The organism is Nocardioidaceae bacterium (genome assembly GCA_018672315.1).
Classification (GTDB): Bacteria; Actinomycetota; Actinomycetes; order Propionibacteriales; family Nocardioidaceae; genus TYQ2.
Genome location: CP076053.1, coordinates 2,333,446 through 2,345,077, shown reverse-complemented (window position 1 = coordinate 2,345,077; position 11,632 = coordinate 2,333,446). Strand labels below are relative to the sequence as shown.

Annotated in this window: 13 protein-coding genes and 1 pseudogene; 8 read left to right on the top strand and 6 right to left on the bottom strand. The window is 69.6% G+C overall.

Going from position 1 to position 11,632, the window contains the following annotated elements; all coding sequences use genetic code 11:
• Positions 1 to 50 precede the first annotated feature (50 nt).
• Complete coding sequence (locus tag KLP28_11315; GenBank protein ID QWC84182.1) at positions 51 to 881, bottom strand: HAD-IIA family hydrolase; 831 nt, start codon at positions 879 to 881, stop codon at positions 51 to 53.
• A gap of 49 nt (positions 882 to 930) precedes the next feature.
• Here KLP28_11315 and KLP28_11310 point away from each other — a divergent pair, with 49 nt between their 5' ends.
• Positions 931 to 1,347: a PaaI family thioesterase gene (locus KLP28_11310; protein ID QWC84181.1), complete on the top strand. Its 417-nt coding sequence runs from the start codon at positions 931 to 933 to the stop codon at positions 1,345 to 1,347.
• On the opposite strand, the gene KLP28_11305 is transcribed toward KLP28_11310, so the two are convergent.
• The gene (locus KLP28_11305; GenBank protein ID QWC84180.1) at positions 1,319 to 1,744 is read right to left on the bottom strand and encodes a hypothetical protein; all 426 of its coding nucleotides are present in this window, start codon (positions 1,742 to 1,744) and stop codon (positions 1,319 to 1,321) included. The genes KLP28_11310 and KLP28_11305 overlap by 29 nt on opposite strands.
• Before the next feature lie 93 nt (positions 1,745 to 1,837).
• Between KLP28_11305 and KLP28_11300 the strand changes: the two genes are divergently transcribed.
• Positions 1,838 to 2,269: a hypothetical protein gene (locus KLP28_11300; protein ID QWC84179.1), complete on the top strand. Its 432-nt coding sequence runs from the start codon at positions 1,838 to 1,840 to the stop codon at positions 2,267 to 2,269.
• 46 nt (positions 2,270 to 2,315) lie between these two features.
• Here the strand turns inward: KLP28_11300 and KLP28_11295 are convergent, their stop codons facing one another.
• The gene (locus KLP28_11295; protein QWC84178.1) at positions 2,316 to 2,999 is read right to left on the bottom strand and encodes a deoxyribose-phosphate aldolase; all 684 of its coding nucleotides are present in this window, start codon (positions 2,997 to 2,999) and stop codon (positions 2,316 to 2,318) included.
• Positions 3,000 to 3,109: 110 nt separating this feature from the next.
• Complete coding sequence (locus KLP28_11290) at positions 3,110 to 3,787, bottom strand: hypothetical protein (GenBank protein ID QWC84177.1); 678 nt, start codon at positions 3,785 to 3,787, stop codon at positions 3,110 to 3,112.
• Between the two features lie 816 nt (positions 3,788 to 4,603).
• On the opposite strand from KLP28_11290, the gene KLP28_11285 reads away from it, so the two are divergent.
• A protein-coding gene (locus KLP28_11285) for an IS3 family transposase (protein QWC84176.1) occupies positions 4,604 to 5,820 on the top strand; the annotation gives its coding sequence in 2 pieces (ribosomal slippage) (positions 4,604 to 4,888 and positions 4,891 to 5,820; 1,215 coding nt in all).
• 260 nt (positions 5,821 to 6,080) lie between these two features.
• The gene (locus KLP28_11280) at positions 6,081 to 7,649 is read left to right on the top strand and encodes an MFS transporter (protein QWC84175.1); all 1,569 of its coding nucleotides are present in this window, start codon (positions 6,081 to 6,083) and stop codon (positions 7,647 to 7,649) included.
• On the opposite strand, the gene KLP28_11275 is transcribed toward KLP28_11280, so the two are convergent.
• Entirely contained in the window at positions 7,604 to 8,293 is a 690-nt protein-coding gene (locus tag KLP28_11275; protein QWC84174.1) for a TetR/AcrR family transcriptional regulator, read from the bottom strand. The genes KLP28_11280 and KLP28_11275 overlap by 46 nt on opposite strands.
• A gap of 127 nt (positions 8,294 to 8,420) precedes the next feature.
• On the opposite strand from KLP28_11275, the pseudogene KLP28_11270 reads away from it, so the two are divergent.
• The 4 genes and pseudogenes from KLP28_11270 to KLP28_11255 all read left to right on the top strand — a co-directional run bounded on the left by KLP28_11270 (position 8,421) and on the right by KLP28_11255 (position 10,966).
• A pseudogene (locus KLP28_11270) lies at positions 8,421 to 9,640 on the top strand (cytochrome P450).
• A complete protein-coding gene (locus KLP28_11265) occupies positions 9,637 to 9,882 on the top strand; it encodes a hypothetical protein (protein ID QWC84173.1) in 246 nt (81 codons plus the stop codon). The pseudogene KLP28_11270 and the gene KLP28_11265 overlap by 4 nt, the downstream one beginning before the upstream one ends.
• 48 nt (positions 9,883 to 9,930) lie before the next feature.
• Positions 9,931 to 10,212: a hypothetical protein gene (locus tag KLP28_11260; protein QWC84172.1), complete on the top strand. Its 282-nt coding sequence runs from the start codon at positions 9,931 to 9,933 to the stop codon at positions 10,210 to 10,212.
• A gap of 271 nt (positions 10,213 to 10,483) precedes the next feature.
• Positions 10,484 to 10,966 (top strand): PaaI family thioesterase, encoded by a 483-nt coding sequence (locus KLP28_11255; GenBank protein ID QWC84171.1) that lies wholly within the window; start codon positions 10,484 to 10,486, stop codon positions 10,964 to 10,966.
• A 62-nt stretch (positions 10,967 to 11,028) separates the two neighbouring features.
• On the opposite strand, the gene KLP28_11250 is transcribed toward KLP28_11255, so the two are convergent.
• Positions 11,029 to 11,571 carry a hypothetical protein gene (locus KLP28_11250; protein QWC84170.1) on the bottom strand — a complete coding sequence of 181 codons (543 nt, stop codon included), beginning with the start codon at positions 11,569 to 11,571 and terminating at the stop codon, positions 11,029 to 11,031.
• Positions 11,572 to 11,632: the final 61 nt, after the last annotated feature.

Genomic DNA, 11,632 nt, shown 5'->3' with positions numbered 1-11,632 from the left:
GCTCGGGTGCTGACGCTAGCGAACCCCCGTGACCGGGCGACGGGCGCACGTCAGGAGGCGGCTCGCTTGGCGAGCGGCACGAGGTCGGCCACGGAGTCGACGACGAGGTTCGGACGGTAGGGGAAGGTGTCAATCTCCCGCCTGCCGGTCGAGCCCGAGAGCACCAGCACGGTGCGTACGCCGGCCTCCAGGCCGCTCTGCACGTCGGTGGCCATGCGGTCCCCGATCATGACCGCCCGCTCGGAGTGGGCCTCGATCCGGTTGAGAGCGCTGCGCATCATCAGCGGGTTCGGCTTGCCGACGAAGTACGGGTCGCGGCTCGTGGCCTTGGAGATGAGCGCGGCGACGGACCCGGTCGCCGGCAGGGTGCCCTCCGGGCTGGGACCGGACGGGTCGGGGTTGGTGGCGATGAACTTCGCGCCGTCCTCGATGAGCCTGATGGCGCGCGTGATGGCCTCGAAGGAGTACGTACGCGTCTCGCCGATCACGACGTACTCCGGGTCACGGTCGGTGAGCACGTAGCCGATCTCGTGCAGGGCGGTGGTCAGCCCCGACTCCCCCACCACGAACGCCGAGCTGCCGGGGCGCTGCTCGTGCAGGAAGCGCGCGGTGGCCAGCGCCGAGGTCCAGATGGCGTCCTCGGGCACGTCGATGCCCGAGGCCTTCAGGCGGGACCGCAGGTCGCGCGGGGTGTAGATGGAGTTGTTGGTGAGCACGAGGAACTGCTTGTCGCCGTCGCGCAGGGCGCTGATGAGCTCCTGGGCGCCGTCGATGGCCTTCTCCTCGTTCACCAGGACGCCGTCCATGTCGGTGAGCCAGTAGTCGATGGGACGCTCGAACGCCTCGACGCCGTCCCACGCGTGGTGCTCGCTCTTCGCCATGGGTGGCCTCTTCCCCGTCGCCGCGTGCTCATCCGCCATGCTGGACCGCGTGAGTGACCCCTCGAGCAGCCCGGACAGACTGAGCGCGGTCCTGACCGTCGGACTGAACGAGGCCCTGGGCCTCCGGTTCGTCGACGCGCAGGACCCCCAGGCGGGCTTGGCGATGCCCGTCGAGGGGCTCGCGGCGACCCCGTTCGGGGGTGCTCACGCTGCGGCGATCCAGGCGCTGCTCGACGTGTGCTGCTTCGTCGAGGTGATCCCTCACCTCGCCGAGGACGAGCACGCGGTCTCGGTCGCGACCTCGTTCCAGCTGATCGGCGCGACCCCGCCGGGGTCGACGCTGGTGGCGACCGCGACGATCGACCGGCGTACGCGCAAGCTCGCGTTCCTCACCGCCGAGGCGCGGATCGACGGCGAGGTCGTCTCGCGTGCCCAGGTCACGAAGGCGGTCGTACGCGTTCGCTGAGCTGTGACGGGTCGATGCCGGCGCGGGCGGCGTACGCGGTGATGCCCTCGCGTACGCCGACGGCGATGACCCCCACCAACGCGATGACGAAGCCGACGACACCGACGACGTAGGCCAGGGCGATACCGACCGCGGACCCCTCGCTCGCCGCGCCGATGCTGACGAGGCCGGCGAACACGATGAGGCCGATGCCCCAGACGAAGAAGGCGGCGAGCCCGTTCGACGGCGGGGGGACGGGACCCTGCGGCCGACGGACCGCGGGGTCAGGCTCCATGACCTCGCCCGCGTCGACCTCCGACCTCGTCGCAGGACGGGACGCGATCGAGTCGCAGACCGGACACGTGCCCGTCTTGAACGCGAACAGGTGGCCGTTCCCGCAGATCCGGATGTCGTCCATGGCTCACACCGTAGGAGACCGGCAGCATCGAGGGGGTGGGCCGCCTGTGGATGACGCGAGCGGAGTCGGCGGATGGACGGCATGGTTCTCGTCATGACCACCTCCGACCAGCCCCTGTCCCCGGCCGACGCGCCCCTGCACATCCAGTCCTCGCACGATGCCGAGAGGTTGTGGCGTGCCCTGATGGGCCCGCTCGGCTTCGGCGGCCACTCGCTGTGGATCCAGCTGCTCGACGGCCAGCACGTCACGAAGCAGATGGTGCAGATCGAGGAGTGCGACGACCTGCCCGACGACGATCCCGAGCCGCTGTCGATCGTGCTCGCGACCCTGTCCGAGCTCGTCGACGCGCCCCGCTTCGCCTTCCTGCGCTCACGGCCGGGATCGGGAGCGCCGGACGAGCTCGACCGCCGCTGGATCAGCATGATGTACGCCGCCTGCCGTCTGGCCGGTGTGTCCTGCGAGATCGTGCACCTCGCGCACGATCGCGACATCGTCCCGGTGCCGATGGACGCCCTCGCCGCCTGACGCGGCCGTCCCTGGAACCGGGCCGCGAGTCACGGGCATCGCGCTCTCAGCCGCGCAGCTGCTCCAGCACGGCGACAGCACCGCTCATGCCGAGCCGGCTCGCACCGGCGTCGACCATGGCCTGGGCGTCCTCGAGGCTGCGTACGCCTCCGGACGCCTTGACGCCGATGCCCTCGCCGACGGTGTCGCGCATCAGGCGCACGGCCTCGACCGTGGCGCCGCCGGCCGGGTTGAACCCGGTGGAGGTCTTCACGAAGTCGGCTCCCCCGGCCACGCTGACCCGGCAGGCGCGCACGATCTGGTCGTCGCTGAGGAGCGCGGTCTCGAGGATCACCTTGAGCACCACGTCGGGAGCGGCTGCGCGCACCGCAGCCACGTACGACTCGGCGGCGGCGTCGTCCTCCGCGCGCAGCAGGCCGACGGGGATCACCATGTCCAGCTCGCCCGCGCCGTCCTCGACGGCCTGAGCTGCCTCGGCGGCGACCACCGAGGAGCGCATCGCCCCCAGCGGAAAGCCCACGACAGCGCAGGCGAGCACATCGGTGTCGCGCAGGCCCGCAGCGACCAGGGGCACCCAGAGTCCGTTCACGCACACCGAGGCCGGCCCGAACTCGCGGGCCTCCTCGATGATCTTCTCGACCTGAGCCTGCGTGGCCTCGGGCTTCAACAGCGTGTGGTCGACCAGGGGGGCGAAGGTCTCGGGGGTCAGCGTGGTGCTCGCAGCGCTCATGAGCCCATCCTCCCCCACCGGAACGACACCGGCGCGCCGCCCCGTGAGGGACGACGCGCCGGTGACTGCTGCGCGACTCAGAGCCGCGCGACGTTCAGCAGGGGCTGGGATCAGCCGCCGATGCCGAGCGTGATGGTGGCGGTACCGATGAGGATGCCGCCGGAGAGGTCCTCGATGCCGAAGGCGCCGTTGAGGGCCTCGGCCGCACCGGCGGTCAGCTTGACCTCGGTGCCGGACAGGGTCGCGGTGTTGCCGCTGACCTCGGGGGCCTCCAGCGTGCGGCCGTCGGCGAAGAAGACGTACACGTTGTTGGCGAGGGGCTCGCCGTCGACCGACACGTCACCGTAGATCTTCGAGGCGCCCGGGTCGATCGTCAGGTTCTCGATGTCGACCTGCGTGCCACCGGCCGACAGCGACAGGCCCGAGTTCTCGTGGAACACGGTGCCGATCACGTACGGGCGGACCTCACCCTGCGGGAAGAGGCCGGCGTTACCGCCGGTGACCGGGAAGCTCAGGGTGCCGTTGTTGAGCTCGGCCTGGCCGAGGGTGCCCGGGGTGACGTTGAGCTGGCCGAGCGCGTCGACGAAGCCCTGGTCGAGGGCGACCTCGGTCTGCTGACCGTCGAGGTTCTTCACGAGGGTCGCGGAGACCGCGCCGCCCGAGCCGGAAGCCGCCACCGGGCCGGCGGCCGTGGCGTCGTCGTTGGCGTTGGCGGCGAAGGGCACGGCCAGCAGGCCAAGAGTGGCGACAGCAGCGAGGCCGCGGCGAGTACGGGTGGAGGTGTTCATCAGAGGAAGGTTCCTTCCGTTCGGGGAGCCGACCCGTCGGCGGGCCGAGCTTTCACAGGGTGTTCGGCCCGACCGATCGAGCGGATGGGTGAACACGGGTCTTTGTGCCCGCGACGGACCGTAGAAAACGCTGAACGCGAATGAAGCCGCTGGTCACAGGCTTGTCATTGTCATCTAGTCCAGCCATTACATGACCTGATCGTGCGGATCAAACCGGTGGAGCCGACACGACTAGTCGTGATTGCGACATTCGGCCGGTGAACGGGCTCCTGAGGGCTCGCTCATCTGTGACGGCATCGTTGTCCACCATGCGCGCAGGCTCGCGACGAGATGCAGGTCACCCACCCACAAGGGTCGTTTCCTCACCCCCCCGCACCGGGGATTTGAATTGAGCCGCGCAACGATGACGGTGCAACGGGTGGTGTTCGACTGGCCGGGGCCACGTCGCGGCCCGCAGCTCCGCTCCTCGCTCGCGCAGTCGGGGGGCGGAGCTGCCGTCAAGCCGTCGGGCGCTCGACCTCCTTCACGTCGCTGTGAAACCTGCGCTGGATGTCAGGCGAACGCGGAGTCCCATGACCGCGTACCGCTGGGGTCGATCGAGCCGCTCATCCACCTGAGCGAGATCGATGATGAGGACAAAGCCGCGACCCGCATCCCTGCCGGCCGCGGCCTGAGTTCTGCTGGTGGGGTGACCACAGAAGTGTCTGGCCTTCTGGTTCCCCAGGTTTCCTGATGCCTTCACCGTTTGGGACTGCTGCACGGATGGGTGACATCTGATCTGTGGTGCCGAGAGGTGCCGCTGGAAGGATGTGCACCGTGCCTAAGCCCTATCCCAGAGAGTTCCGCGAGGACGTCATCCGGGTCGCTCGGAACCGTGAACCGGGAGTCCATCTCAAGCAGATCGCTGCCGACTTCGGGATCAGCGAGTCCTGTCTGACGAACTGGCTCAAGGCCGCTGACGTCGAGGACGGCTCCAAGCCCGGGACGACCGTCAGCGAGAACGCCGAGCTTCGCGATCTGCGCCGCCGCAATCGGCTGCTGGAGCAGGAGAACGAGGTTCTGCGTCGTGCCGCGGCGTATCTGTCGCAGGCGAACCTGCCGGGAAAATGATGTACCCGCTCGTCCGTGAGCTCGCCACCGAGGGAATCCCGGTGGCGGTGACGTGCCGGGTACTCAAGCTCGCACGACAGCCCTACTACCGCTGGCTCGCTGCACCGGTCACCGACGCCGAGTTGACCGAGGCGTACCGCGCGAATGCATTGTGGAACGCCCACGACGACGATCCCGAGTTCGGCTACCGATTCCTCCTCGACGAAGCCAGCAGCGCCGGGCAGCCGATGGCCGAGCGGACCGCGTGGCGGATCTGCTCGACCAACGGCTGGTGGAGCGCCTTCGGCAAACCTGTGTCTGCTCAGCGTGGGAAGGCCGGCCGTCCCGGTCCGCCCGTGCACGACGACAGATGCGCGGTGACCGACAAGGACGGCAGGGTGCGGCACCAGTTCCACGCGGACGCTCCGAACCGGCTGTGGCTCACCGACATCACCGAGCACAAGACCCGCGAAGGGCAAGCTCTACCTCTGCGCCATCAAAGACGCGCCTACTCCAACCGCATCGTCGGCTATTCGATCGACTCACGCATGAAGTCGCGGCTCGCGGTCACCGCGCTCGAGTCAGCCGTGGCCAGGCGCCGCGTCGAGGGCGCCGACCTCGCCGGCTGCATCGTCCACAGCGACCGAGGCTCTCAATTCCGCAGCCGGAAATTCGGGCACGCTCTGAACCGCCACGGCCTCGTCGGATCCATGGGACGTGTCGGCGCCGCCGGTGACAACGCCGCCATGGAGAGCTTCTTCGCGCTGCTGCAACGCAATGTCCTCGACCGACGCAGCTGGACCACCCGCGAGGAACTCCGGATCGCCATCATCACCTGGATCGAACGGACCTACCACCGCCGCCGCAGACAAGCCGCGCTCGGCCGATTGACCCCCATCGAGTACGAGACGATCATGACCACACCAGCCGCTCAGGCTGCCTGACCCAACCTGTCACCTGATCGTGCAGCAGTCCCGATCGTTGCCTCCGACACTTCGCCTCGGCGTCCCCTCGGCCTGCGATCAGCACGTCCGAGGGGAGGGTTTGCCGCCGAGTGAAGAGGTGACGCTCTCGTGCGGGTACAGCGCGAGAGCAATTCAGGGGTCCTACTCGTTGCGAACACCCTTCGCCAGCTAGAACTCCGCCCGGACACCAGGTCAGGGTGACTCGGACCCCTGCCGCACCGCTACCTCGAAGGACCCTCGTGACTGCACCTCGGCACGCCGAACCCCGCGGACTTCTCGCCCTGCTGGTCACCATGTGTGCCGCACTGGCGCTGGTCATCGGGGCCGCCTCCTCGCTCTCGCTTGCGCTGCCCGACATCGCTGAAGCCACCGGAGCCACGCAGACCGAGCTGACCTGGGTGGTCAACATCTATGCGCTGGTGTTCGCCGCTCTCCTCCTTCCGGTCGGGATCGCGGCCGATCGGTGGGGGCGTCGTCAGTTCCTCGTTGCCGGGCTGGCCGTGTTCGCAGCCGCGTCGGTGGCCTCGGGGCTGGTCGACCAGCCGGAGCTCATTATCGCGCTGCGCGGACTCGCTGGGGTCGGGGCTGCCGCGGTGATGCCGGCCACCCTCTCGGTCCTCGTCGATGCGTTCCCCGACGACCGGCGCCCCCAGGCTGTTGCGATCTGGGCGGCGGTCTCCGGAGCTGGGGCGATGGTCGGGATCTTGACCTCCGGTTTGCTGGTGGAGAACTTCTGGTGGGGCAGCGTCCAGGTCGTCTACGGCGCGGCGGCGGCGGTCGTCGCCCTCGTGTGCCTGGTCAACGTCCCGACCTCCCGCAATCCCGAGCTGCGGATGGACCCGGCCGGGTCGGTGCTGTCGTTCGCCGGGTTGTCTGCGCTCGTCTACGGTCTCATCGAGGGCCCTGAACGCGGCTGGACGGATCTGGTCACGCTCATCGCGCTTGCCGCCGGGTCCGCGCTCCTGGTCGGGTTCGTCGTCCACGAGCTGCGCACCCGCAACCCGATGCTCGAGGTCCGGCTGTTCCGCTCCGCCGGGTTGTCCACCGGCAGCGCCATGGTGTTCTTGCAGTTCTTCGCCGCGTTCGGGTTCTTCTTCCTGGCGCCGCAGTGGCTGCAGTACGTCCACCGCCTTGAACCGCTGGAGACCGCGCTGTGGCTGACGTCGCTGACCGCGGGAATCGGTCCGGCTGCCCGGTTCGGCCCGCAACTGGTGGCCCGGTTCGGCTCCGCACCGGTCGGCGCCTGGGGGATGGCGCAGATGGCGGTGGCGTTCGTGATGTTCGCCCTGCAGAAGGACGGCGACATATCGCTGTGGATGTTCGCCCTGGCGCTGGTCGTGCTCGGCTTCGGGTTCGGTCTGGCGATCAACCCCGGCACCACCCTGATCATCGACGGGCTGCCCGAGGACCGACGCACGCTGGCCGCCGCCGTCAACGACGTCACCCGAGAGGTCGGCGGTGCGCTGGGCAGCGCGGTGGCCGCCTCGGTGCTGCTGGCGGTGTACGGCGACCAGGTCCTCTCCGGGGTCAGTGGTATCCCCGAGCCCGCGGTCCAGGCGTCAGAGGAAGGCGTGGCGCAAGCGGTCGAGGCGGCTGGCCAGCTCGAGCAGGCCCAAAGCGCACCGCTGATCCGCTCGGCGGTCGAGGCGTTCGCGAACGGCTACGCGGCCGCGATGTGGGTCGGGGCCGCCACGTTGCTGGTGGGTGCGGTCGTTGTCGTCCTCGCCGGGAGGCGGCGGACCTCTCCGGTGAATGCCGACGTTCACAGCCGAGCTGAGGACTCTGGCGAGCTCACCGCGGCGCGGTGACCCCAGACTCCGCTCAGCAGCCGGGCTCGGGCGCCGGTTCGGGGGACGGGTCGGTCGCCAGACCGCTTAGGATCAGAGCGGTGACCGCGTCCGCGTACCGGCTCGCGTCCGCGACCGGATCCGCGGACGGACCGGCGACCGCCGCGTTGAGCCCGGTGACGGTGATGGCGCCGAACACGCTCATCGCGACCGCCGTCGGGTCGGCGACCCGGCGCAGCGTCCCGTCGGCCACGCCGTCGGCCAGCAGCTGCTCGATCGGCTCGTAGAACGCCGCGCGGAGCGCGTCGGCGAGGTCGGTCAGCCGTGGCCCGCCCCAGGTCCCCGACCAGGGCGCGGGACAGGAAGGGATGCTCGAGCATCACCTGCAGCTGGGCACGCACCGCCGCCTGCAGGCGGGCATCGGCCGTGTCGCCGCTGGTCATGGCGACCCCGACGGCACCGGCGATCAGGTCCAGCAGGTCGCTGAGCAAGAACTCCAGGACCGCGTCCTTGCCGTCCAGGTGGTAGTAGATCGTGGCCTTCGGGATCCCGGTGACCTCGGCGATGTCCTCGATCTTGGTGGCGTCCAGGCCCCGTTCGGCGATCAGCTCAGCGGCGTCGTACAGCCGCGTGGCCAGCTTCGCCGGAAGCTTCCTTGCCGCCACTCCACCTCCGGTCGGCTGGTTGGACTCTCGACAGTGCCCTCATCCTATGTTGTACTCGCAGTACAAACTGCCGGTACGAGTTCGAGTGCGGGTTCAGGGCCCGCTCCTCGGCGAGGACGGAGCACCGATGACGACGCAGCAGCTGAGCTACAGCCCTTTCGACCCCGCGGTGATCGACGACCGTACCCGGTCTACCGGGAGCTGCGCGAGCGGGCTCCGGCGTACTGGTCGCCGACGGCCGGGTCGTGGGCGCTCAGCCGCTACGACGACGTCTCCGCCGCCCTGCAGGACCCGACGACGTACTCCTCGGCCTCCGGGATCTTCCCCACCCCACCCGAGGTGGACATGACCGAACTGTTCTTGCCGATGTTGATCATGACCGATCCGCCCCGGCACACCCAACTGCGCCGCCTCGTCAGCCGTGCCTTCACCCCCCGCCGCATCGCCGACCTGGAGCCGCACATCGCGACGCTGGTCGACGACCCTCGAAGTCGCTCCTGACGACGGCAGCTTGGACTTCGTGGCAGGTCTCGCCGGTCCTCTTCCGGCGATCGTGATCGCCGAGATGCTCGGTGTGCCGAGCGCGGACCGCGACCAGTTCCGGACCTGGTCGACCACCCTGATCCAGTCCAACCCGACCCGTGGCGAGTTCGGTCCCGGACTGGACGCGGCCGCTGCGCTGTACGCGTACTTCACCGAGTTCCTCGCCGAACGCCGCGCGGCACCGCAGGCGGACCTGATGTCCGCGCTGGTGCACGCCGAGGTCGACGGGGAACGCCTCAGCGAGGAGGAGCTGCTCGGGTTCTGCCTGCTGCTGCTGGTCGCCGGCCACGAGACGACGACCAACCTGCCCTCCAACAGCGCCGTGGTGCTCGCCCACCATCCCGAGGTTCGGCACGAGCTGGCCGAGAACCCGGAGCTCGTGCCGGGCGCGGTCGAGGAGCCGCTGCGCTACGACTCCCCGGTCCAAGGGCTCTCCCGCACCCTGACCGGACCGGTGCAGCTGCACGGCGAACACCTGGATGCCGGAGACACCGTGCTGCTGCTGTCCGGCTCAGCCAACCGCGACGACCACGCTTTCCCCGACGCCGATCGGTTCGACATCCACCGCGCCCCGAACGACAGGTCGCGTTCGGCCGCGGCATCCACTTCTGCCTCGGTGCATCCCTGGCGCGGCTCGAAGCCCGCCTCGCACTCCAAGCCCTGCTGCGCCGCCACCGGGACTGGGATGTCGACCTCGACGTAGCGGTCCGGCTGCGCTCCGGCCCCATCCGCGGATACGCGTCGCTGCCGCTACATCCGGGCGCCGGCGCGCGCACCACCATCCGGCCGGGGCAGCCGTCATGAGGCGCGCTCCGGCCCCGACCCGCGCCGGCGTCCTACAAGCCGTCACCGAAGAGATCCTGGCGCGTCGTGACGGCCAGCTGCCCACCGATCTCGAGCACGTCGAGGAGTTCTTCCCCAACATCGACGCGCTCGTCGACGCGCTCCTGCTGCGCTGGCACACACGGCTCACCGCCAGGCTGGAACGCGCCCTGGGCGCCGGACTGGGTGAACGCGAAGAGACCGTCATCGAGGCCTGGCAATAAACAGTTGAGGCCTATCGCGGCGTGCGCTTAGTGCTTGACGAGCTTGCCGTGCACCCACCCACCGCGACGATCGAGCGTGCCGTGCATACCACCGCACGCCACGACTGGGCGGCGATGGCCGTCGCAGCAGGGGTCGCCAGCGGCTTCGACGAACCGGCTGTGCGTCTGGGTCACCGCCTCGAGCTCGAGGCCCGCCAGCGCGACCAGGCCAGTGCCTCCCTCTACCGGCATGAGCCGCAACTGCGTCGTCACCGGCAGCACCGGCACCGGCAGCACCTTCCTGAGCGGCAGAGTCTGGTGTACCGCGTCAAGAAGATCTGCTTCCGCTGAGCCACGGGAGCGACTGGGCACTCATCGGCCACCTGCGCTGACTCCGGTGGCATGACCAGATCACCGCGGTGGCACCGATGCCACCGGAGCGGAGGCGACCCGGTCAGCGACATACGTGCACGCATGTATGCTCACTGGTGCCTCGGTCCTCCGCACGATGTCGGCCCGGGGGAGCACGCGATCGAGTCCGCGCCGCGGGCCAGAGCGCGCACCGGTGACAGCCACGATGTGCCGGCAGGTCCGCACCAGCTCGCTCAGAGGAACACACCCCATGACCAACCTCCAGGACTTGATCTCGACGTGGGCGGAGAAGTTCCGGCCGCATCCAGACGGGTCACTGCTGCCGGCTCACCACCCTGCCTGCCTGGGATGCGGGCCGCAGAACCCGCACGGCCACCATCTCCGGGTGTACCGAGACGGGGAAGGCGTCACCGCGCGCCACACCTTCGATGCCCGGCATGTCGGAGCGCCTGGCATCGCGCACGGTGGTGCCGTGGCAACAGTGCTCGACGACTTCTACGGGTTCCTTCTCTACCTGACCGACGGACCAGCAGTGACCCGGAACCTCGTGGTCGACTACCTCCGCCCGGTACTGCTGGGGGTCGAGTACGAGCTCCGGGGTGCGATCCTGCACGCCGAGGGCCGCAAGCTCTTCGTGGAAGCGACGATGTCCGAGGCGGACTCCGGGCGTCCGGCGGTCACCTCCACCGCGGTGTTCGTGCGAGTGGACGTCGACCACTTCCAGCTCGACTAGCGACCCTGTCGCCGCACGGCGAGGTCGCGGCCAGGCCCACGGGATGGGCTCCCCGGGCACGCTCACGTGACAGGCGCATGGGCGCGTGAGGCGAGGCGCCGGTTCCACCATCGCGGCGTCCGAGCTGCTTGGGCGAGCAGCCGCTGAAACTCCCGGTCGGTCTCACGCCGAAGCAGCGGCACCACGACGGCCACCGTGGTGACGAACCACGGCCAGCCGCGGCGGTTCTCGACGACTCCACCCACGGCGGCGCCGGCCGAGCCGTGCAGCAGCAGGTTGTACGGGCCGATGACCTCGCCGGTGAGCCCTTCGCACTCGGTCAGCCACGGCAGCCCCGCTCGAGTGGTCCGCGGCCAGGAGGTGAAGTGCGAGATCACCGCGGAGGCGAACAACGCGTTCAGCACCGCGAACCGTCGATGCCCGCGCGACGGCGGGACATGGCCGGCCGCGTGGTACAGCGCCGCCGTAGCGGCCGCATACCCGGTCACGGCTGTCTTGATCCCGAGCCGAGAGGCCATCGGAACGCTCACGCCGGCCAGCAACTCGTAGCCCAGGTGCCCGGCCACGGCCACCACGCCGGCCCGGGTCCACAGCCGCTGGCTCACGATCGTCTCCTGCGCGACCGGGCGACCTGCGGCGTCCGCCCGAACTCGTCTCGGCAAAGGG

Excerpts from the sequence above, each read along its gene's own strand:
- KLP28_11295 (QWC84178.1), bottom strand. The coding sequence starts at position 2,999 with ATGAGCGCTGCGAGCACCACGCTGACCCCCGAGACCTTCGCCCCCCTG.
- KLP28_11265 (QWC84173.1), top strand. The coding sequence starts at position 9,637 with ATGAGGCGCGCTCCGGCCCCGACCCGCGCCGGCGTCCTACAAGCCGTC.
- KLP28_11305 (QWC84180.1), bottom strand. The coding sequence starts at position 1,744 with ATGGACGACATCCGGATCTGCGGGAACGGCCACCTGTTCGCGTTCAAG.
- KLP28_11300 (QWC84179.1), top strand. The coding sequence starts at position 1,838 with ATGACCACCTCCGACCAGCCCCTGTCCCCGGCCGACGCGCCCCTGCAC.
- KLP28_11290 (QWC84177.1), bottom strand. The coding sequence starts at position 3,787 with ATGAACACCTCCACCCGTACTCGCCGCGGCCTCGCTGCTGTCGCCACT.
- KLP28_11315 (QWC84182.1), bottom strand. The coding sequence starts at position 881 with ATGGCGAAGAGCGAGCACCACGCGTGGGACGGCGTCGAGGCGTTCGAG.
- KLP28_11255 (QWC84171.1), top strand. The coding sequence starts at position 10,484 with ATGACCAACCTCCAGGACTTGATCTCGACGTGGGCGGAGAAGTTCCGG.